At 54.9% G+C, this 21,828-nt stretch carries 21 protein-coding genes; 16 read left to right on the forward strand and 5 right to left on the reverse strand.

The genetic code is table 11. The annotated features are described in order from the left end of the window. The first annotated feature begins 24 nt into the window (after positions 1–24). The 4 genes from nqrF to sthA all read left to right on the forward strand — a co-directional run bounded on the left by nqrF (position 25) and on the right by sthA (position 4,036). Positions 25–1,257 carry an NADH:ubiquinone reductase (Na(+)-transporting) subunit F gene (gene nqrF / locus O3C79_RS10655; protein ID WP_494383080.1) on the forward strand — a complete coding sequence of 411 codons (1,233 nt, stop codon included), beginning with the start codon at positions 25–27 and terminating at the stop codon, positions 1,255–1,257. Positions 1,258–1,262: 5 nt separating this feature from the next. Continuing rightward, positions 1,263–2,297, forward strand: a complete 1,035-nt coding sequence (locus O3C79_RS10660; RefSeq protein WP_494383081.1) for an FAD:protein FMN transferase — start codon at positions 1,263–1,265, stop codon at positions 2,295–2,297. Between the two features lie 12 nt (positions 2,298–2,309). Beyond that, entirely contained in the window at positions 2,310–2,546 is a 237-nt protein-coding gene (gene nqrM / locus O3C79_RS10665; protein WP_010325456.1) for a (Na+)-NQR maturation NqrM, read from the forward strand. An 89-nt stretch (positions 2,547–2,635) separates the two neighbouring features. Beyond that, positions 2,636–4,036 (forward strand): Si-specific NAD(P)(+) transhydrogenase, encoded by a 1,401-nt coding sequence (gene sthA, locus O3C79_RS10670; protein WP_494383082.1) that lies wholly within the window; start codon positions 2,636–2,638, stop codon positions 4,034–4,036. A gap of 60 nt (positions 4,037–4,096) precedes the next feature. Here sthA and O3C79_RS10675 read toward each other — a convergent pair whose 3' ends face one another. The 3 genes from O3C79_RS10675 to O3C79_RS10685 form a co-directional block, all read right to left on the reverse strand. Then, positions 4,097–5,422: an IS4 family transposase gene (locus tag O3C79_RS10675; RefSeq protein ID WP_494385791.1), complete on the reverse strand. Its 1,326-nt coding sequence runs from the start codon at positions 5,420–5,422 to the stop codon at positions 4,097–4,099. Positions 5,423–5,513: 91 nt separating this feature from the next. Next, positions 5,514–5,825: a hypothetical protein gene (locus O3C79_RS10680; protein WP_494383083.1), complete on the reverse strand. Its 312-nt coding sequence runs from the start codon at positions 5,823–5,825 to the stop codon at positions 5,514–5,516. Further along, on the reverse strand, positions 5,822–6,394 hold the full coding sequence (locus O3C79_RS10685) for a PilZ domain-containing protein (RefSeq protein ID WP_494383084.1): 573 nt from the start codon (positions 6,392–6,394) through the stop codon (positions 5,822–5,824). The genes O3C79_RS10680 and O3C79_RS10685 overlap by 4 nt, the downstream gene beginning before the upstream one ends. Before the next feature lie 103 nt (positions 6,395–6,497). Between O3C79_RS10685 and O3C79_RS10690 the strand changes: the two genes are divergently transcribed. Continuing rightward, on the forward strand, positions 6,498–7,748 hold the full coding sequence (locus O3C79_RS10690; protein ID WP_494383085.1) for a lipoprotein-releasing ABC transporter permease subunit: 1,251 nt from the start codon (positions 6,498–6,500) through the stop codon (positions 7,746–7,748). Further along, entirely contained in the window at positions 7,741–8,421 is a 681-nt protein-coding gene (lolD, locus tag O3C79_RS10695; protein WP_494383086.1) for a lipoprotein-releasing ABC transporter ATP-binding protein LolD, read from the forward strand. Before O3C79_RS10690 ends, lolD begins: the two co-directional genes overlap by 8 nt. On the opposite strand, the gene O3C79_RS10700 is transcribed toward lolD, so the two are convergent. Further along, positions 8,418–8,960, reverse strand: a complete 543-nt coding sequence (locus O3C79_RS10700) for a DUF2062 domain-containing protein (RefSeq protein WP_010321920.1) — start codon at positions 8,958–8,960, stop codon at positions 8,418–8,420. The two genes, lolD and O3C79_RS10700, sit on opposite strands and share 4 nt — an antisense overlap. Positions 8,961–9,041: 81 nt before the next feature. On the opposite strand from O3C79_RS10700, the gene O3C79_RS10705 reads away from it, so the two are divergent. The 8 genes from O3C79_RS10705 to murB all read left to right on the forward strand — a co-directional run bounded on the left by O3C79_RS10705 (position 9,042) and on the right by murB (position 15,900). Further along, positions 9,042–11,279: a DNA internalization-related competence protein ComEC/Rec2 gene (locus O3C79_RS10705; RefSeq protein WP_494383087.1), complete on the forward strand. Its 2,238-nt coding sequence runs from the start codon at positions 9,042–9,044 to the stop codon at positions 11,277–11,279. 62 nt (positions 11,280–11,341) lie between these two features. Then, the gene (locus O3C79_RS10710) at positions 11,342–11,962 is read left to right on the forward strand and encodes a MotA/TolQ/ExbB proton channel family protein (RefSeq protein ID WP_494383088.1); all 621 of its coding nucleotides are present in this window, start codon (positions 11,342–11,344) and stop codon (positions 11,960–11,962) included. A 15-nt stretch (positions 11,963–11,977) separates the two neighbouring features. Next, entirely contained in the window at positions 11,978–12,400 is a 423-nt protein-coding gene (locus O3C79_RS10715; RefSeq protein WP_494383089.1) for an ExbD/TolR family protein, read from the forward strand. Beyond that, complete coding sequence (gene lpxK, locus O3C79_RS10720) at positions 12,397–13,443, forward strand: tetraacyldisaccharide 4'-kinase (RefSeq protein WP_494383090.1); 1,047 nt, start codon at positions 12,397–12,399, stop codon at positions 13,441–13,443. The genes O3C79_RS10715 and lpxK overlap by 4 nt, the downstream gene beginning before the upstream one ends. Beyond that, positions 13,424–13,621: a Trm112 family protein gene (locus tag O3C79_RS10725; protein WP_494383091.1), complete on the forward strand. Its 198-nt coding sequence runs from the start codon at positions 13,424–13,426 to the stop codon at positions 13,619–13,621. Before lpxK ends, O3C79_RS10725 begins: the two co-directional genes overlap by 20 nt. Next, positions 13,618–14,391: a 3-deoxy-manno-octulosonate cytidylyltransferase gene (kdsB, locus tag O3C79_RS10730; RefSeq protein ID WP_494383092.1), complete on the forward strand. Its 774-nt coding sequence runs from the start codon at positions 13,618–13,620 to the stop codon at positions 14,389–14,391. Before O3C79_RS10725 ends, kdsB begins: the two co-directional genes overlap by 4 nt. A 1-nt stretch (position 14,392) precedes the next feature. Next, entirely contained in the window at positions 14,393–14,881 is a 489-nt protein-coding gene (locus O3C79_RS10735; protein ID WP_494383093.1) for a low molecular weight protein-tyrosine-phosphatase, read from the forward strand. Continuing rightward, positions 14,878–15,900 carry a UDP-N-acetylmuramate dehydrogenase gene (gene murB, locus O3C79_RS10740; RefSeq protein ID WP_494383094.1) on the forward strand — a complete coding sequence of 341 codons (1,023 nt, stop codon included), beginning with the start codon at positions 14,878–14,880 and terminating at the stop codon, positions 15,898–15,900. Before O3C79_RS10735 ends, murB begins: the two co-directional genes overlap by 4 nt. 159 nt (positions 15,901–16,059) lie before the next feature. Here the strand turns inward: murB and rne are convergent, their stop codons facing one another. Next, positions 16,060–19,275, reverse strand: a complete 3,216-nt coding sequence (gene rne / locus O3C79_RS10745; protein ID WP_494383095.1) for a ribonuclease E — start codon at positions 19,273–19,275, stop codon at positions 16,060–16,062. A gap of 454 nt (positions 19,276–19,729) precedes the next feature. Here rne and rluC point away from each other — a divergent pair, with 454 nt between their 5' ends. Then, positions 19,730–20,704 carry a 23S rRNA pseudouridine(955/2504/2580) synthase RluC gene (rluC, locus tag O3C79_RS10750; protein ID WP_494383096.1) on the forward strand — a complete coding sequence of 325 codons (975 nt, stop codon included), beginning with the start codon at positions 19,730–19,732 and terminating at the stop codon, positions 20,702–20,704. 5 nt (positions 20,705–20,709) lie between these two features. Next, positions 20,710–21,807, forward strand: coding sequence for a DNA-binding protein (locus O3C79_RS10755; RefSeq protein WP_494383097.1), 1,098 nt, complete (start codon positions 20,710–20,712; stop codon positions 21,805–21,807). Positions 21,808–21,828 lie beyond the last annotated feature (21 nt).

Below are 21,828 nucleotides of genomic sequence, written 5' to 3' on the forward strand. Positions count from 1 at the left end.
AAGCGTGAAGGATAGGATGAACCGATGAATATAGAAGTCATTATCCTCGGTGTAGTGATGTTTACGGCGGTGGTGCTTGCACTCGTTGCCGTAATCCTCGCTGCCCGAGCCAAGATGGTCAGCTCAGGCAATGTGACCATCGAGATCAACGATGATCCGGAAAAATCGATCACTGTTCCGGCCGGTGGCAAGCTGCTGCAGACGCTGGCCGACAAGGGTATCTTCCTGGCGTCCGCATGTGGCGGCGGTGGTACCTGTGCCCAGTGTAAATGTCAGGTAACCGAGGGCGGTGGTTCCATGCTGCCGACCGAGGAATCTCACTTCACTCTGCGTGAAGGCAAGGAAGGCTGGCGTCTGTCCTGCCAGGTTGCCGTCAAGCAGGACATGAAAGTTCACGTTGAAGACGATGTCTTCGGTGTGAAAAAGTGGGAATGTACTGTCGAGTCCAACCCGAACGTGGCGACCTTCATCAAGGAATTGACCCTGCGTCTGCCTGAAGGTGAAAACGTTGATTTCCGTGCCGGTGGTTATGTCCAGCTGGAAGCGCCGCCCCACGTGGTTAACTACAAGGATTTCGACATCCAGCCCGAGTTCCGTGGTGACTGGGACAAGTTCGACATGTGGCAGTTTGTGTCCAAGGTCGACGAAACCGTTATCCGTGCGTACTCCATGGCGAACTACCCGGAAGAGCGTGGTGTTGTTAAATTCAACATCCGTATCGCGTCTCCGCCTCCGGGCAGCCAGGGTATTCCGCCGGGTCAGATGTCTTCCTATGTGTTCAACCTGAAGCCGGGTGACAAGATCACTGTTTACGGACCCTTCGGTGAATTCTTCGCCAAGGAAACCGATAACGAAATGGTCTTCATCGGTGGTGGTGCCGGTATGGCGCCCATGCGTTCACACATCTTTGACCAGCTGAAGCGTCTGAACTCCAAGCGCAAGATCTCCTTCTGGTACGGTGCTCGCTCCGTGCGTGAAGCCTTCTACGTTGAAGAATTCGACAAGCTGGCGGAAGAGAACGAGAACTTCACCTGGCACCTGGCGTTGTCTGATCCGCAGCCGGAAGACAACTGGACCGGATACACCGGTTTCATCCATAACGTGCTGTATGAGCAGTACCTGCGTGATCATGATGCGCCGGAAGACTGCGAATACTACATGTGTGGTCCTCCCATGATGAACGCATCGGTTATCAAGATGCTGGAAGATATGGGTGTTGAGCCTGAAAATATCATGCTGGATGACTTCGGTGGCTGATATTGATGGCTAATCAGATACGTCTGACTAAATGGCTGGCAGCTCTGCTGCTGGCCGTTTTTGTTTTTGGACTTCAGGGTTGTGATACAGCCCCCAAAGAACAGGTTGTGGGTTTCCAGGGCATGACCATGGGGACTACATTCAGCATGAAGTGGGTGGCAAGCTCGGAAGACGAGTTGGCTGCTGTTCGTACTGATGCCGGCAAGTTGCTGAGCCGAATTAATCAGCAGATGTCGACTTACATCGACGACTCTGAGCTGTCACTGCTTAATCAGATGCCGCATGGCCAGGTGCGCAGTGTGAGTCCCGAGTTGATGCAGGTATTGGCTGAAGGGCAGCGCATCAGTGCGCTCACCGGTGGTGCCTTTGACTACACGGTAGGTTCTTTGGTGAATCTGTGGGGGTTTGGTCCTGATGGTCGGATCACCCATGCGCCTGACCAAGCCGAAATTGACAGTCTCAAGAGTCGTATTGGCTATGGCTTTGTCGAGCTTGATCCAAAGGCACAGACAGTTGGCAAGCAGGGTGAACAGTATGTAGACCTGTCTGCCATTGCCAAGGGCTATGGTGTGGATGAGCTGGCGCGCCTGCTCGAAGCACGGGGTATTGAGCGCTATCTGGTAGAGATAGGCGGAGAGCTGCGTGCGCGTGGCAGCAAGCCCAATGGCGAATCCTGGAGGCTGGCAATAGAAACGCCCACCCAGGGGGAGCGCAGTGTTCAGGAAATCATTTCCCTGACCACGGGTGGGGTTGCTACATCGGGGGATTACAGGAACTACTTCGAGGAAGATGGTGTCCGATTCTCCCATACCATTGACCCACGTACAGCGCGTCCTATCAGGCACCGTTTGGCGTCGGTCACGGTTATTCGCCCAACTTGTATGGAGGCTGATGCATTAGCCACTGCCCTCATGGTGATGGGCGAGGAAGAGGGGTACAATTTTGCCCTTGAACATGAAATTGATGCCTTTTTTATCAGTAAGACTGATGAGGGCTTTGCGACCCGTTTTACGCCGGGTTTCGCCAACTACATGAATTAACAGGAGGGAATTATGGCTACCATGATCCTGACCTTTGCGGCTTTGCTGCTAATTGTTGTTGCCATGTCCGTAGGTGTTCTCCTTGGGCAGAAACCGATCAAGGGCTCCTGCGGCGGCATGAGCGCGCTGGGTATGGATACCGTATGTGATATCTGCGGTGGCAATCCGAGCAAATGCGATGAAGAAAATCAGCGCGTGGCAGGCAGCGACGACGCTGATCTTGCCTATGAGGTTAAATCTAAAAGCTAATAGGTTGTTGTAATTGGCACCGTTAAGCTGGACGCTCACTGCTTAAAGTAGAAGCGTTCGCTAGTGGACGATCAACTAAGGGGAAAGTAATGGCTGTATATGACTATGATGTCGTAGTAATCGGTTCTGGTCCTGCGGGTGAGGGGGCTGCCATCAACGCAGCCAAGCAGGGACGTCGAGTCGCTATCGTTGAAGAGCAGGATACGGTAGGCGGCAACTGCACTCACAAAGGGACTATCCCGTCCAAGGCACTGCGTCACTCAGTCAAACAGATCATCGAATTCAACACCAACCCGATGTTCCGTGATATCGGTGAGCCGCGCTGGTTCTCCTTCCCCAAGGTGCTGAAGCGTGCGGAAAAGGTCATTTCCAACCAGGTCATGCTGCGTACCAACTTTTATGCGCGTAACCGGGTAGACGTATTCTTCGGCCGTGCCCAGTTTTCACAGCAGGGTGAGGTTGTCGTTGAAGGCGACAAGACCGGCCGTGAAGTACTGCGTTCCAAGAATTTTGTTATCGCAACCGGTTCCAGCCCCTGGTGTCCGCCTGATATCGACTTCGATCATCCGCGTATCTACAACTCCGATACCGTGCTCAAGCTGAGCCACACCCCGCGTACGCTGGTTATTTATGGCGCAGGTGTTATCGGCTGCGAGTATGCCTCCATCTTCAGTGGCCTGGGCGTGAAAGTGGATCTGATCGATACCCGTGATCGCCTGCTGTCCTTCCTTGATGATGAGATCTCTGATGCCCTGAGCTATCACCTGCGCAATAACGCTGTGAAGATTCGCCATAACGAAGATTATGAATCGGTTATTGGTGATGACCATGGCGTGACCATGACGATGAAGTCAGGTAAAAAGCTGCGTGCGGATGCCTTCCTGTGGTGTAATGGCCGTTCAGGTAATACCAAAGGCCTGGGGCTGGATAAAATCGGGCTGGAAGCCAATAGCCGTGGCCAGTTGCAGGTGGATGAGCACTACCGCACAGAAGCTGAAGGCGTTTATGCGGTAGGTGATGTGATTGGCTGGCCGAGCCTGGCCTCTGCAGCGCTTGATCAGGGCCGCTCTGCATCTGCCGACATGCTGTCTGAAGATGACTTCCGTTATATCAATGATGTGCCGACCGGTATCTACACCATCCCGGAAATCAGCTCCATTGGTAAAACAGAAGAAGAGCTGACCGCTGAGTGTGTGCCCTATGAGGCAGGTCAGGCATTCTTCAAGGATACAGCACGTGCGCAGATCTCAGGTGAGCCGGTCGGTATGCTGAAGATCCTTTTCCACCGCGAAACCCTGCAGATTCTCGGCATTCACTGCTTCGGTGACCAGGCTTCGGAGATCATCCATATCGGCCAGGCAATCATGAGCCAGGAAGGTGAGGCGAATACGCTGAAGTACTTCATCAATACCACTTTCAATTACCCAACCATGGCGGAAGCGTACCGCGTAGCAGCCATCTCGGGCTTGAATCGTATCTCCAACCTGTAAGGGTGCGCTGGGGCTCACCTAAACAGTGTTGAAAAAAGCCGCCCTTGGGCGTAATGCTGTTCACTTAAGCGGAGCAGCTCTGCGGTTCACCGGGTAGCGAGTTTTAGACATCTTGACCGTCCTCGGCCTTGAAGGGCGTGGACGGTCATCCAGGAATAAACTCGCTACGCCGGCTCTCAGCTCCGAAAGCCTTGCCCCCGTTCTCGACACCGGATGTGCTGCCGCCATCACGATCAACTGCGCCGCTATATAATGATAGGCTGGTTTGAAGCGGATCTGATGAGGGGCCCGGCCATGACTTACCGCCGCTTGACTCGCTTCGCGCCGTATCACGTTGTAAGCCAGCAGTAGCCCCCATACTTCCTGGTAAATCAGCTCGACCTTCTTACTGCGTAGGGTAACGGCATTGTTCTGCATCGACGACTTGATGTCTCTAAAGCCCAGCTCTATCTCCCACCGCTCCTGGTACAGCTCGGCGACCTGAGCTGCACTGTATTGCTCTGCCGGCAGCGAGGTAAACACGGTTTTTAGCCGCCCTTTGACCTCGTAGCTTACCGCTCGAACGGTCCAGGTTTTCGGGAGCTCAGGATTACGTTTACGCGCCTGGGGCGAGACCTTCATGCGCAGCAAACGGTCGTGCTCGCTGTACCGTTCAATCTCTTCGGACACTAAGCCTTTACGCTCGGGGATCAACCAGTACCGGTGCTTTCCTTCGGCGGTCAGCCGCAACAGGAAGTCGGCACCCCAGAAGCCTTTGTCAAAGAGGGTAACGGAGTCATCCGGTATCCGGTCTAAAAAGGTGTCAGCCAAGCGGAGTTCACTACGCCTGAAGGGGCTGAGCTGGGCATCCAGAATGACATGCGAGCGCACATTCATCAGCGCAACGAGCCGCATCATCGGGAAAGGCGTCTGGCGATTCGTTGACGTGTTCCCCGAACCAAAATGCTCACGCAGCTCCGGTGTATCGGGTGTTCTTAATATGGCCCCATCGACGGCCAATACTTGCAAGCCATGCCAGTCATCCTCCGGGTAGCGCTCAAGTCCCCATTGCTGACCAGTGCGCTGAAACAACCACTGCACAGGGTCCGCCCCTAGTCGTTGCCGGGCTTCTGAAATGCCACTGGGCGCCAATAAGGTGTCATTGGCCAGCCCCTGAGCACAGATGTTCAAACGCCGGGCAACCTCACTGACCGGCTCATTCCTGAACAGCGCCATACCTAACACCAGCCAGAGTACTTGCTCACTGGGTAACCGACGGAGCCGGATCGTCGCCTTGCTCGAAAGATGAAGTGCCGACTCGATCCACTCGACCGGGATGTTTTGGGCAAAGGTACTGAGATCGGTAAAGGAGTGTAGCTCGTCAATATCGAGCAGAGTCTGCTGAATAGGCACAAAGAAATCCGGTATCCAATGAAGAATACCGGATTTTCTTAAAGGCCCGAGAAGGGGGCAAGCCTTAACCGAACAGCATTAGGACCTAGTCCGGCTTTTTTGTGCGTGTCTTGGGCGGCAGGTAAATGTCATCTTCAAGGTGTTTGCCTTTCACTTGAAGTCGCTTTTCAACCCAGCGGTTGTAGAGCTTCCACACGAAGAAGCCCGGTAGCATCATCAGCATAATTCCCAGCATCAGGCCGGCGCCTGCGTGGGATTCAGGCATCAGGGCGCTGGCCCAGTCCAGTACGCCCAGCTCCCGTCCGGCAAAAAACCATCCAACCAGACCGATAAAGCCAACACCTGTGGCAAGCAGGTATAGGCGGGGGTATGGGGTATCAAGCGGTTTCTGACTCATGACAAGCTATCCTGTGCGTTCTGGCGTTGCTTTGCCTGGGCTTCCAGAATCAGTCGAGCCAGTTGGGTCCGGCAGCTCTCGGGCATGCGAAGAAATTCAACCCCGATTTCATATTCATCCCCGGTGCCCGTTGGTGAACAGCGCATGACGCGAGAATAAAGCAGGAGTCCGAGGCGAGATTCAGTGAAGACCAGTTTTAGAGCCAGCGCCTGTCCTGTTTCCAGCGGTGAAGTGCGGGTAAAATTGAGGCCACCTTCACTGAGGTTGATGTACTGAGGCTCGCCCTGTTCAAGGCTTAGTGTATCGGCAGAAAGGGTGTTGGCAATCAGCTCTATTTTTCGATTAAGCACACGAAAACAGGCTTCTGCTGCTGGAGACTGCTCTCCGAGGCGGTGCAGGCAGTGATTGGATTCGGCTTCCAGGTCACGAAGCTGTGCCTGCAAGAGGAAGAAGGGTGAGACCTCAAACTGATCGGGCCGACCTGACTGTTGAATCTCGGCATCGCTGATGCACTGGTGTTCAATAATCACCGGGTGATCGATTCGGTAGAACTGACGCCTTTCGGTCACGCTGAGTCTCCTCGTCTCCATTTGGAATCACTGCTGTCAGTATACGCAACAAACACGCAATTCTGTTAGAGCTGTGGTGCTAACTATGGTTTAATCCTGCCCCATGTTCAGACCACTATCATTATTTGTCGGGCTTAGGTACACCGCTGCCAAGCGTGGCAATCATTTCATATCCTTTATTTCGCTGGTTTCGATCCTGGGCTTGATGCTGGGTGTCGCGGCTCTCATTCTAGTGCTTTCGGTGATGAACGGTTTCGACCGTGAATTACGTCAGCGTATATTGGGCATGGTGCCGCATGCCACCTTGAACGCCTATGGCGAGCAGGGGCTGGAGAACTGGCAGAACCTGCAGGCTTCGGTTGAGACGGCGCCGGGTGTTGAGGGGGCTGCCCCCTATATCCAGGCACAAGGCATGTTGACCAGTCGTGGTCGTGTGCAGGGTGTGCTGGTCAACGGTATTGACCCCGCACTCGAGGCGCAGGTTTCTATCATTCAGCGCCACATGCAGGAAGGTGGCCTGAGCGACCTCGCCGGCGGGGAATATCGCATTGTGCTGGGTGAGCTATTGGCGCGTTTCCTCGGTGTGACGGTCGGCGATAAGGTTACTCTGGTGCTCCCTGAGGCTTCGATCAGTGTCGTCGGTGTTGTACCTCGACTTAAACGTTTTCAGGTCAGTGGTATCTTCTCAGTGGGTGCCGAGCTGGATTCCAATCTTGCTTATATTCATATCGCGGATGCCGCCCGCATCAAGCGTATGAGCACGGGTCGTGTAGATGGCTTGCGTTTGAAGTTTGATGACCTGTTCCAGGCCCCTAGGCTGGCTCGTGAAGTCGCTTCTGCGCAACCCGAGCCGCTCTATGTCAGTGATTGGACACGAACCCATGGCAATCTGTTTCAGGCCATCCAGATGGAGAAGCGGATGATTGCCTTATTGCTGCTGCTGATTGTTTTTGTAGCGGCGTTCAATATTGTCTCGACGCTGGTCATGGTGGTGACAGACAAGCAGGCCGATATCGCCATTCTGCGAACCATGGGCGCAACACCGGCCACCATTCTGCGGGTGTTTATGGTTCAGGGCATTCTGATCGGCCTGATCGGAACGGCGCTGGGTGTGTTGCTGGGTGTGACGCTGGCACTGACAGTTACGGATCTGGTGGCCTGGATTGAGCAGGTGCTGGGTATCGAGTTTCTATCGGCTGATGTGTATTTCATCAGCTATTTGCCTTCCGAGCTGCTTTGGTCCGATGTGGGCATGATTACTCTGGCCGCATTCTCCATTAGTTTCCTGGCCACGCTTTATCCCGCATGGAGGGCGTCGCGTACTCAACCGGCAGAGGCATTGCGTTATGAGTGAACCAGTATTGCTGGCTAAAGCGATCCGCAAGGGGTTTCAGGAGGGTGGCAAGTCTTTTGAGATCCTCAAGGGTGTCGATTTCCATGTCCAGCCTGGCGAGCGTGTCGCCATTCTGGGCAGCTCCGGCAGTGGCAAAAGCACCTTGCTCAATATACTTGGCGGGTTGGATAAGCCTGACAGCGGCGAGGTCAGTGTAACCGGGGAATCACTCTATTCCATCAGTGAGCGCAAGCGATCAAGCCTGCGTAACCAGGCACTGGGTTTTGTCTACCAGTTCCATCATCTGTTGCATGAGTTTTCAGCCCTCGAGAATGTGGCAATGCCCCAGTTGCTGGCTAAAGTAAGCACTGAAGCGGCTCGTCAGCGTGCTGAAGCATTGCTCGTACAGGTTGGCCTTGAGCATCGCTTGAGCCACAAGCCTTCTCAATTGAGCGGTGGTGAGCGTCAACGAGTCGCCATTGCCCGTGCATTGGTAAATGATCCCGCCTGCGTGCTTATGGATGAGCCGACAGGTAATCTCGATCGTCATACGGCGGCCGATGTGCAGTCCTATCTGGACCGGCTGAATGCGGAGTTGGGGACTGCGTTTATCATGGTAACCCATGATCTGGGGCTGGCGCAGAAAATGGACCGAACACTGGAGCTTGTGGACGGTGAACTCAAGGCCGTTTAGCGGCCGTTATGGTGATTGCGTTGATGACGCTGTTCGATGCGCTTTCGCCAGCTCCGATTGACATGCCAGATCCAGAATCGGCTGATGGCGACATACCCCAGAAGGCCGAATACAACGGCGCAGATAGCGCTACCGGTTAACAGTGGCCACCAGATGGATGAAATTTCTGCCTGAATGGTCTGCAATGACCACGCGTGTGACTGACCCAGGCTGCTTTCTTCACCTAATACCCACAAGCCAAGTCGATAACAAACATAGAAGATCGGTGGCATGGTAAGTGGGTTGGTGATCCAGACCAGGCCGACTGAGATCGGCAGGTTACTTGAAACCCATACGGCTAATACGGCGGCAACGACCATTTGCCCGGGGATGGGCATAAAGGCGCACATAATGCCGACCAGGAATGCACGTGCAACGGATTTGCGCGTCAGATGCCATAAGTTAGGGTCGTGAAGATGTCGACCTAACCAGCTGAGGTGTCGATGGCTGCGCAATGTGCGCTCGTCGGGCATGTATTTACGGATCAGCTTGCGCGGCATGGAAACATCGTGACGTCAGCTATCAGTGGGTGGCGACATTATGCCGCCTGAAAGTCGTTAATCCAACACTAAGGATCAAGGATGATCACTTATTTGGCTGGAATAATACTTCCGGCTCTACTGCCCTCCCTGCAATATGCGCTGTTGCTGGCCTTAATACTGGCCTTGGGCTGCCTTTGGCGCCGTTGGCGCAACACTCTTTTGTCCCTGGTATTGGGTGTGTGTATCGCCAGCATTTACGGCGCCTGGCAGCTGCAGCACCGGCTCGATCAGCCCCGAGTCGATGTGACTCTGTCAGGGGAGGTTGTAGGTCTACCGGTTTCACGCAATGGTCGCCTTCAGTTTGTGCTTGGTATTTCTCAGGTTTTAACTTATTCCCAGGCCGCAACCCGGTTACGTAAGGTCAAGCTTAGCGATTATGAATCAGACGTTGAGCTGAGAACGGGTGATCAGGTCGTTGTGCGTGCGCGGCTGAAACCGCCGCGAGGATTGTATAACCCTGAGGTTTTTGATCTGGAACGTCACTATCTGGCCAACGGACTGGATGCCCGCGGATATGTGCGTGAATGGATTGAATTGAAGCCTTCGGTACCTGGCCCCTGGCAATGGCGACAGATGTTGAGAGATCATTTTACGGAACACTATGATCGAATCGCCGCGACGACATTGACGGCGTTGGTGTTGGGAGAGCGCATCGGTTTCACTGATCAAGAAAGGGATGTGCTCAGAATCACGGGGACGGCGCATCTCATGGTTGTCAGTGGCTTGCATGTGGCTGTGGTCGCCGGTTTTGCGTGGTTTTTAGGGCGGCTCGCGGCTGCTGTTTGTGCCGGAGTGACGGGTAACCGGACCTGTATCCGTGTCTTGCCCCTGGTGTTTGTGGTTACGCTGGTGACGGTCTATGCATGGTTGGCCGGCTGGGGGTTACCGGTGCAGAGAGCCTGGCTGATGATGCTGGTGTTTGTATTAGGCAGTTGGCGCTTATTGCAACTGACAGCATGGCAGCGCTGGCGTTGGGCACTGGTTGTGGTCGTCAGTATCCAGCCGTTGGCTGTTTTGGAGGCAGGCACCTGGCTGTCGTTTACGGCAGTGGCGTTAATTATTCTGGCCAGTCAGTCGGGTGCATCAGTCAAGCGCTGGGCTGACATGCCAGCAGCCTGGGCCAAAATTCAATTGTCGTTGTTTTTGGGCATGCTCCCCATCACGGTGCTGTATTTTCAGCAGTTCAACCCGTTGGGAATTCTAGTCAACCTGGTCGCCGTGCCGCTGTTGACGATGGTGGTGTGGGTACTGCCCCTGTTACTGCCGCTGGCCGTATCCCTGCCCGCTCTTAGAGGTCATGTTGAGGCTTTTATTTCACTGTATTGGCAAGGGCTTGAGTGGGCAGCGGATGTGGCAGGGCTTTACATGACCACGATTAAGCCTGATGCAGGGCTTGTGTTTCTTTTATTGTTGATAGGGTGCTGTTCACTCCTGCCGTTAGGGTGGCTGTATCGGCTGCTTGCCTGTGTCGCCTTTCTGCCGTTGTTGTGGGTTAAACAGACTCCGCTGGAGAATGGGCGTTTTGAAGCCCTGGTGTTCGATGTTGGTCAGGGGCAGGCGGTGTTGGTCAAAACAGCTGCTGGTAACGTGCTTTACGATACCGGGCCTGGCTACCGTTCAGGTGGTGCTGCATTTGATTATGCAATCGCGCCCTACCTCAGGGCAGAGGGGATAAATCAGCTGCATACACTGGTGTTAAGTCATGATGATATGGACCACAGCGGCGGCTATGAAGCTCTGTTGCGGGAAGTGCAGGTTGATCGGTTGTTGGCCGGTGAGCCCGAGCAGCGCAAGGGCAGTGTTGCCTGTGTAGATCAGCGCTGGGTAATGGGCGGTACCGAGTTCAGGGTATTGCCTGCGTATTCAGGCTCGACAGAGGCGCTGGCATCCAACGAGCGCTCCTGTGTTGTCAGTGTACGTAATGAGAAATGCAGTCTGCTGCTGACGGGGGATCTGGGCCATAGTGGTGAGTACCGTCTGTTGTCAGCCGGTCGAGTACAGCCACACACCTGGTTGATTGCGGGTCATCATGGCAGTCGCGACTCCACCAGTACTGAACTGCTTGAGCAGGTTCGGCCAAGGCAGGTACTGATCAGTGCCGGTTTTGCCAATCATTTCGGCCATCCGCACCCTGAGGTTTTACAACGCCTTGAAGGGCGCAATATACCTTGGGTTGAGACCGGCAGTGCGGGTGCAATTACTCTGTCTGCTAATGCGGACGGCTGTTTGTTGAGCCAGCACAGGCAAACAAAAAAGCGTTATTGGACAGCCGGTTAACCCGCTACTCCTGGTTTGGGGGCTGTGCTACAGTTAGCGCGATCAACAGGAGGTGACGACAGGTGTTTGAAGTACTTTTTGCCGGTGGCTGGTTGATGCTGCCTATTATAGCTTGTTCCATTCTTGCCCTGGCGATCTGCGCCAACCGTTTAATGGTGTTGCGTCCTCAGCTGGTTACGCCCAGAGGCCTGCTGGCAGAAGTATGGGAGCTGACGCGTAGTGGCACCATGACTGCAGAGCGTTTGAAAGTTATCCGTAACTCCAGTCCTTTGGGGCGTATCATCGTGGCAGGGCTGAATAACTCGCGACATGGCCGTGACATCATGAAGGAGAGTATTCAGGAAGAAGCCTCCCACGTTATTCATGACCTCGAGCGCTTCCTCAATCCACTGGGGACTGTGGCTGCAGTTACGCCTCTATTGGGCCTTCTGGGTACCGTGATTGGCATGATCAAGGTGTTTCTGGAGATCATGGCGCAGGGGACCGGAAATGCCGCTATTCTGGCTGGCGGGATTTCAGAGGCGCTGATCACAACTGCCGCGGGCCTGTCGGTTGCTATTCCCGCTTTGGTGATGCATCGCTATTTCCAGCGCCGTATCGATACGCTTGTTCTGACCATGGAGCAGGAGTCGGTCAAACTGGTTGAAGCGATTCATGGTGATCGTGAGGTCGACATCCACTGATGTCGGAGGCATAACGTGAAATTCCAACGCCAAAGACGTGAAGAAATTAACATCAATTTGACGCCACTTATTGATGTAGTGTTTCTGCTGCTGATCTTCTTCATGATTACGACCACCTTTACCCGTGAATCTCATCTGAGCATCAGCTTGCCGGAAGCGTCGAGTGCTGAGTCGCCTGTTGAAGAGCCGAAAAGTATTGAAGTGTTAATCGGCGCGGATGGCCAGTACTCGATTAATGACGCACCCCTGGTAAACAACGAGTCCCTGACGCTGAGGCGAGGTATCCTCAAAGTAGCCGGTGATGCCCGTGATATGCCCTTTGTTATCACGGCTGATGCAAAAGCACAGCATCAGGCCGTTGTGCGTGTGATGGATGTGGCAGGGGATCTGGGCTTTTCCGCACTGAGTATTACGACGCAGCAGGCTGCCAGGGAGTGAGTGTTCTGGCCGATGCCTGGTACCGTAACGCGACCTGGCTCAAACTCCTGCGTCCCTTGTCTGCGCTTTTCAAGTTGCTGGTAACCCGGCGCTGTCGTCGTCAGCGCCAATATCAAATTGATCCGAGCCCGCTGCCAGTGCCGGTTATCGTAGTGGGTAACATCACTGTCGGTGGAACCGGTAAAACCCCGCTTGTTATTGCGTTAATCGAACACCTTAGGCAAGCGGGCTATACACCTGGTGTAGTCAGTCGTGGCTACGGCACCCAGGCGCCTTATTATCCTTTCTCCGTACAAGCGGATACTGTTCCCGAGCACGGAGGTGATGAGCCTTGTCTGATTGTGCGGCGCACCGGCGCGCCTCTGTTTATCGACCCCAATCGTATGGCGGCAGCCAATGCATTACTGGAACGGCACGACTGTGATGTGCTGATCAGTGATGATGGCTTGCAGCACTACGCCATGCCGCGCGATATCGAGATTGCCGTGATTGATGCTGCCCGAGGCCTGGGTAATGCGCGATGCCTGCCTGAGGGGCCGTTGCGTGAGCCGCCTGAGCGCCTTGAGGAGGTGGATTGGGTTGTGTTTAACGGCCAGGTCCCGACACAACTGCTGTCATTGCCTCCACTGGCGAATGTCCCTGTTGCCATGCAGCTGCAGCCCGGCGAACTCTGGTCACTGCAGGGTAAGGGGGCAGTGGCGCCGGCAAACTGGTCAGGTGGGCGTAAGGTACATGCAGTGGCCGGCATCGGCCACCCACAACGTTTTTTTGATACCCTTAATACTCTGGGGTTTGACGTAATAGAGCACCCCTTCGCGGACCATGCACACTATGAGCCAGAGCAGCTCACATTTGAGCCCGAGTTACCGGTGATAATGACAGAGAAGGATGCTGTAAAATGTATGGAACAACCTCCAGCTCAGGCATGGGCGCTGCCGGTAGAAGCCTGTCTGGAGCCTGATTTCCTGTCCGCATTACTGAAGCAACTGGCCGCTCGCTCGGCCCAACTGATGGATAAGCACAATGGATCCCAAGCTACTTGATATTCTGGTCTGCCCTGTTTCCAAAGCTCCTCTGGAGTGGAACCGGGAAACCAATGAGTTGATCTGCCGCGCCAGTGGCCTGGCCTATCCGATTCGGGATGATATTCCTGTTATGCTGGAGTCCGAAGCCCGTCAGCTCACGGCCGATGAAAAGCTCAAGGAGCATAAGCTGTCATGAGTTTCAGCGTCATTATCCCGGCCCGTTATGCTTCAAGCCGTTTTCCGGGCAAGCCCCTGGCTGATCTCAATGGCAAGCCCATGTTGCAGCATGTCTACGAACGTGCCTGTGAAAGTGAGGCTGTACGGGTTGTTGTTGCCACGGATGATCAGCGAATTGCGGATGTGGCCAAGGGGTTCGGTGCGGAAGTGTGCATGACCTCCTCAGATCATCCCTCGGGAACAGATCGTCTGCAGGAAGTGGTGCAGGCATTGGGGTATTACAGTGATGATATTGTGGTGAATGTTCAGGGCGACGAGCCCATGGTGCCACCACGCATCATTAATCAGGTCGCACATAACCTTATGGCGATGCCGGAAGCGGGTATCGCGACCCTGTCAGAGCCGATTGAGACCGTCGAGTCCTTGATGAATCCCAACGTTGTCAAGGTGGTAACCGACACTCGCGGCATGGCCATGTATTTCAGTCGTGCCCCCATGCCCTGGCCGCGTGATGCGTTCATGCAGGGTGTGACCGATGAAATGCCCGAGGGCTTTGACTGGCAGCGTCATATCGGCCTCTATGCCTACCGGGTGAAGATGTTGAATGACTTTGTGCGTTGGTCGCCGGCGCCGCTGGAATTGACCGAGTGCCTGGAGCAGCTGCGCGCGCTCTGGAATGGAGTTGGTATCCATGTGGCGGTCGCTGATGAGATACCGCCCGCGGGCGTTGATACGCCGGAAGATCTGGCGCGTATTGCCGCGATCATGGCGCAGGGGCAGGGCGAGTAATATGAGCGAACCGGTCAGGATTTTATTCGTTTGCCTGGGCAATATCTGCCGCTCACCTACGGCGCATGGCGTGTTTGAAAACAAGATAGAGCAGTTGGGTCTGTCGGAAAGGTTTCAGATCGACTCTGCCGGCACTGCTGCCTACCATGTGGGTAAGGCTCCTGATCCGCGCACCCAGGCCGCAGCCCGTCGCAGAGGCTATTCGCTGGAGCACTTGAGGGCGAGGGCGGTAGAAGATGAAGACTTCTCCCGCTTTGATTTTATTCTGGCAATGGATGATGCCAATCTCAGGGATCTGCGCGTTCGCTGTCCCCGGGGGTATAAAGGGCATCTGGGGCTCTTTCTTGATTTTGCCGAGGGGCAGCGGACACGTGAAGTGCCGGATCCCTATTACACCTCCGGTGAGGCCGGGTTTGATGAGGTACTGGACCTGGTCGAAGCTGCCAGTGAGGGGTTGTTGAGGCATGTGCAGCGGGAGCAGGGCATTTGACCTCTCTGCCTTTCCAGTTCGATACCAGTCTTGCACAGTGTAATACTCTCGGTTTGCCGGCGCACGCTGAGCGTTTTCTGGAAGTAACCTCCATCGAGCAACTGCCTGAGCTTGAATCCTGGCTCAAGCAAGAAGCTGCTCCTTTGCTGGTGCTGGGCGGTGGCAGTAATCTTGTATTGGCTGACAACCTGCCCGGTGTGGTGGCGCATATTGCCATCAGGGGCTGGGAGTTGATGGCTGAGCGGGGTAGTGAGGTTGTGCTCAAGGTTGGGGCTGGTGAGAACTGGCACCAGACAGTCGCCAGAACTCTTGAGTCAGGCTACTTTGGTCTTGAAAACCTGGCGTTGATCCCGGGCACCTTGGGTGCCGCTCCTATTCAGAATATTGGCGCCTACGGGGTCGAGCTGAAAGACCGTTTACGTGCGGTAGAGGTGTTTGATCGTCAGGATCAGTCGATTCGGCAGCTGAGCAACGTTGAATGCCGTTTTGGCTATCGTGACAGTATTTTCAAGTCGGGCGAGCCGGGACGTTACATCATCACGGCAGTCGAGTTGGCGCTTAATAAAAAACCTGACTTACAGCTGGATTACGGTGGTTTGCGAGAAGCGCTAGCTGGAATTGATGCGCCAGGTCCGCTGGATGTGTTTGATGCCGTGTGCCGAGTACGGCGTAACAAGTTGCCCGACCCTGCGGAGCTGGGTAATGCCGGTAGCTTCTTCAAGAACCCTCTGGTGCACTCGGCGGTTTATGAGCGAATTCGCGCTGACTATCCTGATCTGGTGGCATTTCCTGAAGCTGATGGCCGTTGGAAGCTGGCAGCAGGCTGGCTAATTGATCGCTGTGGCTTGAAAGGCGCGCGAGACGGCTCTGTGGGCACCTATCCACGACAGGCACTTGTACTGGTTAACTGGGGTGGTGCACGTCGTGCGGACGTTGAGCGCTTTTCGAGCTCCATCCGAGATGCTGTGCTGGACCGTTTTGGCGTTGGGCTGGAGCCCGAGCCGCGTTTTTATCCCTGACCACTGTTTACCTTGATATTTAAATAAAGAAACCGTATTCAAGCTGCTAAAGCAAAGGTACTTAAACAAAAAAAACCGCATACCCGTGAGGGATGCGGTTTTTTTATGAGCATCTGTTCAGGCCCGTTGCCGGGCCCGGCAAGATGCATCAGCCATCACTTATGAAGCATCGGAGTCTGCCTGGGTCTGACGACGACGCACTTCACGAGGATCGTTAGGTGCACGACGGCTGCGACGACGAGGCTTGGGCTCTGTCTCAGCTGCAACTTCAGGCTCAGCAGTGGCTGTTTCTGCTGATTGGGTTTCAGTGGCAGTGGCTGATACTTCCTCAGTAGAGGAATCGGCAACTGTGGCTGTTTTGCTCTCAGAGGTATCAACGGCTGCTTCAGCAGGCGTGTTCTCAGAGGCATCAGCAGGTGCTGCTTCAACTTTCTGTTCAGCGCTTGCGGCTTTCGGGGCTACAGTAGTCTGCTCAGGCTGCTTGTCAGCTTCGGAGGCCTTATCGCTGGTCTCAATGGTTTCAATTGCAGTGGCAGCTTCTGTGCTTTCAGCATCAGCCTGCTTGCTTGGCTCTTCTGTCCGGGTTTCAGGCTGGACTTCGGCTTCAGGCTTGCTGGAGTCGTCACCTTCGCTTGCCGGTGCTTCTTCGCCCTTGGTTGTTGCATCCTTATCATCCTTCTTGGCTGCATCGGCAGACTTGTTGCGAGATGGGCGACGGCTGCGACGACGTTTGGGCTTGCTCGGTGCTTCGGCTGTTTCCTCGCTGTTCTGCTCGGAGGAGCCTGCATCCTTATCAGATGCCTCTGAGTCTACGTTCTCTGAGTTTGTAACATCAGAGTTGGCTGCTTCTGCAGCGCTTTCAGAGGACTTGGCTGATGCTGGCTGAATGTCTTCAGCTTGCGTGTCAGCGGTTTCTGCAGCTGGAGCTTCAGCGGTTGCTTCAGTGACTGTAGCGTCGGTGCCGGTTTGTACAGTATCGCTCTGGCCGGCTTCGGCTGTAGCAGGCGCGGCTTTGGTTTCCTCGCTTACAGTCGCTACTCCAGCAGTAGCTTCGTCAGAATCGGCAGTTGCACCAAGCGTTTCATTGGTGATTTTGCTTTCTGCCAGCAGGGCCTGGATTTCAGTCTCGGCGGCTTCATCACGCATGGCATCCGGAAGAGGTGTACGTTTTGCTGTACGCTCCTCAGAGTTGCGGCGACGGCGGCCACGTCCACGACCGCGGCTTTCATTCTGCTGATCCTGCTCGGCATTTTGTTTATTGCCGGTTTCGGCGTCAGCAGGTTTTTCGCTGCGGTTCTGATCGGTCTGGGTCTGGGTCTGAGTCTTGTCGCTGGCTTCGTCACGGTTGCGACGACGGCGACGACGACGGCTGGAGCCTTCTTTTTTCTCAGGCTGCTCGGTTTCACCGATGGCAGGCAGGTTCTGTTCGCGCTCAACAGTGATGATTTCATCCTTGTCACGACGCTCAGGCTGCTTGCGGCGGCGATCACCGGTGTCGCGGCGACGGGAGCGGCGGTCACCACGGTTGCTGCGCTTGTCGTTGCGATCACCCTTGTCGCGCGGCTTGTCATCGGAAGATGAGGCCGGTTTTTTGTCCTGCTGTTTCGGCTGCTCTTTTTCCGGCTGGCTGGTTTCACCGCCACCGAACAGGCTGCGCAGGGCAGACAGGATGCGTTCACCGAACGAAGGTGTAGCGGCAACCGGTGCCTTGGTTTCGACCGGAGTCTCCTTGGCAGGAGCCGGTTCTGCTTCAACCTCGGTTGACTTGGGTGCGCGTGTTGGCGGTACAACCGCTTTAACGGCAGCCTGCTCGCGCTTGGGTGCTGCAGGCTTGGATGTTTCGACCTGTTCCGGTTCCTGCTCAGGCTGGAGGGTGTAGCTTACATCCTGAGTAGTGGTGACGGTGTGGTCGTCACGCAGGCGAACCACCTCATAATGAGGGGTTTCCATGTTGGGGTTGGGAACTATAACGGCACGGACCTGGTGGCGCAGCTCAATGTTATGAACTTCGTGACGTTTCTCGTTGAGCAGGTAGGTGGCAACCGTAACAGGCAAAATTGCGCGGATCTGAGCGGTGCGGTCCTTGGAGGACTCCTCTTCGATCAGGCGCAGGATAGACAGTGCCAGAGATTCGGTATCACGGATGCTGCCCTGGCCGTTACAGCGCGGACATACGCTGCCACGGGATTCAGCCAGTGACGGGCGCAGACGCTGGCGTGACATTTCCAGCAGGCCGAAGCGGGAAATGCGACCCATCTGGACGCGGGCACGGTCCAGCTTGAGGGCGTCACGCAGGCGGTTTTCAACTTCGCGCTGGTTTTTGATAGGCGTCATGTCGATGAAATCGATCACGATCAGGCCGCCGATATCACGTAGGCGCAGTTGGCGTGCGATCTCGTCTGCCGCTTCAAGGTTGGTCTGCAGGGCGGTCTCTTCGATGTCGCCGCCGCGGGTCGCGCGTGCGGAGTTGATATCGATGGACACCAGTGCTTCGGTCGGATCAATCACAATTGAACCGCCAGATGGCAGTTTTACTTCACGCTCGAAAGCGGTTTCGATCTGGCTTTCGATCTGGAAACGGTTGAACAGCGGAGTCTGCTCTTTGTACAGCTTGATGCGGTTCTCATAGCTGGGCATGACCTGCTGCACAAACATCTGTGCCTGATCGTAAACGCTGGGGTTGTCGATCAGTACTTCGCCAATGTCGGCACGCAAGTAGTCACGGATAGCACGGATTACCACGTTGCTTTCCTGGTACACCAGGAAGGGAGCAGGGCGCTCGTTTACGGCCTTGATGGCATCCCATAGCGTGATCAGGTAGTCCAGGTCCCACTGCAGTTCTTCAGAGCTGCGACCAATTCCGGCCGTGCGGACAATAGCGCCCATGCCGTCCGGGATATTCACGCCGGACAGGGCTTCTTTGAGCTGGGTGCGGTCATCGCCTTCGATACGGCGTGAGATGCCACCGGCACGCGGGTTGTTGGGCATCAGGACGAGATAGCGACCGGCCAGACTGATAAAGGTAGTCAGTGCAGCACCCTTGTTGCCACGCTCTTCTTTATCAACCTGAACAATAACTTCGGTGCCTTCCTTAACAACTTCCTTAATGTTCGGGCGCTGGCCGCGTTCGGGCTGCTTGCAGAAATACTCGCGGGAGATCTCTTTCAGCGGCAGAAAGCCGTGGCGTTCGGCACCAAAGTCAACAAAAGCGGCTTCGAGGCTGGGTTCGACGCGGGTGATGCGTCCTTTATAGATATTGGCTTTTTTCTGTTCGCGGCTATCGGATTCGATATCCAGATCAAACAGACGCTGGCCATCGACCAGCGCTACGCGCAACTCTTCAGGTTGAGTTGCGTTGATCAGCATTCTTTTCATGTTTTGTGCGTTCTCATAAACGCAACGCTTCTCGCCCTGGTCGCCAGGGAGGGAATCAATGTCCAGTCTTTGGATGGGTGGTTAATCGGTACACCACCGGCTACCTGGCAATCGGCCCAGTAGCTCTAAATCGTCAGTGAAGGAAACGCAGACCTATGTCGTTATTGTCTATGGCTGTTGCTGCTGCAGTTTGAACGCGAGCAGGTTCCGGGTCAGCGTGCGTCTTCACCTCCAACTGAACCTTCTGTCTAACGAAGGTCGTGAAAGCGTTACGTGAAAAATTGGTTTCACGGTATTTAGTCTATGCCGCAATTCGGGCCTTGCGCGGCCTCAAGTCCGGGTAACTGGAGGGGCCGTCTGCAGGAATTGAAATTTACTAAAGCCAACCGCCTGCGGCATCGGTAGAATATAACAGCTAACCCAGAAGGCATCAATTAAGAGTCATTTTCTCTGTATGACGCAAAAAACGCAGCAAAAAGCTCAACAGGTCCGTTTTGTAGAAGTTGATCCGGACCAGGAAGGACAAAGGATAGACAACTTCCTGCGCACCCAGCTTAAAGGCGCTCCGAAAAGTCTTATTTACCGCATCCTTCGCAAGGGTGAGATCCGTGTGAACAAAAAGCGGGTAAAACCCGATACCCGTATCAATGCAGGTGACCTGGTTCGTATTCCGCCCGTTCGTATTCCTGAGCGTGGTGAATCTGCGCCAGTGAGTGCAGGCCTGGCAGAGCATCTGGAACAGGCTATTGTGTATGAGTCCGATAGCCTTGTGGTGATTAACAAGCCTTCCGGTCTTGCCGTGCACGGCGGCAGTGGCGTCAGTCTTGGCATGATCGAAGCCTTGCGCCAGATTCGACCCAAGAGTCGTTTCCTGGAGCTGGTGCACCGGTTGGACCGCGATACGTCCGGCTGCATTATGGTGGCCAAGAAACGTAGCATGCTTCGATACCTTCATGATGCGCTGCGACAGCGTAAGGTGAATAAGATCTATCACGCTCTTGTTGTGGGGCGTTGGGAAAAACGCAAGCAGGCCATTGATGCGCCCTTGCTTCGGTATGAGCTTAAATCCGGTGAGCGCATGGTGAAGGTAAACCCGGATGGCAAGCCGTCGGTTACCCGTTTTCAGGTATTGCGTCGTTTTCAGGATGCTGCCACGCTGATTGAAGCGCGGCCGTTAACCGGACGTACACATCAGATACGCGTACATACACAGTATGCAGGTCATCCCATCGTGGGTGATGTGAAATATACGCCGGATGCTGAGAATGAACATTTTCGCCAGTTGGGCATCAAGCGCTTGATGCTGCACGCAGCCCGGCTTGAAGTCGAACTGCCGGATGGCGAACAGCTTTGCGTTTCTGCCCCGATGGACGCAGAGACCGAGAAGCGGTTGTCAGCTCTGGCTGATCGTTTTGCCGGTGAGGAGTGAATGCCATGGATAACCCACAGAAAGCGCAATTCTTCGCAGCTGCTGATGCGATGTTGGCGGCGGGGCGTAACCCTGAACCGGAATTCCTGCTCGATCAATGTCGCCTGAACGACATTGCGGAAGCAGAAGAGCTGCTGTCGGAATGGCGCAAAGGATTGGGTAATCGGTTAGGGACTCCGCGCTCTCCCATTGCGGGAGAAGTGCCTGAGTCGGTTCAGGCGATGATGGCGCGTTTGTGGCAAGCTGCCGTTGATGAAGCGACAGATCGTGCCAATCTGATCCAGCAGATCCGCGTGCAGCCGGAGGAAGCCCAGGCTAAAGCCTGTGATGATGCCCTGCGTGAGTCGCGTGGCGAAATCAGTGAGCTTGAGAAGCGTTATGGCGAACTCGAACGTCGTTTCGAAGCGCTACAGGATCGTGCCAGTGCCCGGGAAAAAGAAATTGAGTCCCTGAAGCAGGATTTGTCTCAGGAGCGCAATGAGCATCAGCGCACCGCTCAGATGCATGCCAATGTCTGTCAGGAGTTGGCGCAGCTGCAAAAATCACATCAGGATGCGCAGAAAGTATTTGAGCAACGTCTCAAGGACGAAAAACGCTACAGTCTTGAGGCGATTGCCAAGGCAGAGGTGGATACTCGTCATTACCGTAATGCGCTGGATAAGCTGCGTGATGAAAGCGGCCGTGCGGAAGCAGACCTGTCGCGTCAGCTGTCGGGTGTTGAGAGTCAACTGGGCAAGCGTGATGCCAAAATCGATACGCTTACCACTCAATTAAAACTGGCCAGTGATGAGCTGGGCCGGTTGAAGTCCGAAGACGTTCAGCAGAATAAAGAGCAGGCGCAACTGAGCTCTCAGCTGTTGGCCGAGCGTAATAAGGTCAAACGACTTGAAAAACAGGTGCTGGAAGGTGAACAGGCGCGTGACAAGGTCGCTGCCCGGCTTGAAGCGCTCACGGCCGAATCGTCCAAACGCGAGCAGCAACTGCGTAGCCAGTTGCAAAGTTCGGAAGACCAGCTGCAAAAAAGCCAATCCAGCCTGGCAACCATGGAAAAACGTATCGCTGCGTTGGAGGAGGAAAATCGTCGTCTGAAGAACCGAACCTGAGCCAGGTGATTGACTTCATTG

It is taken from the genome of Marinobacterium sp. NO-S09, from assembly GCF_059179545.1.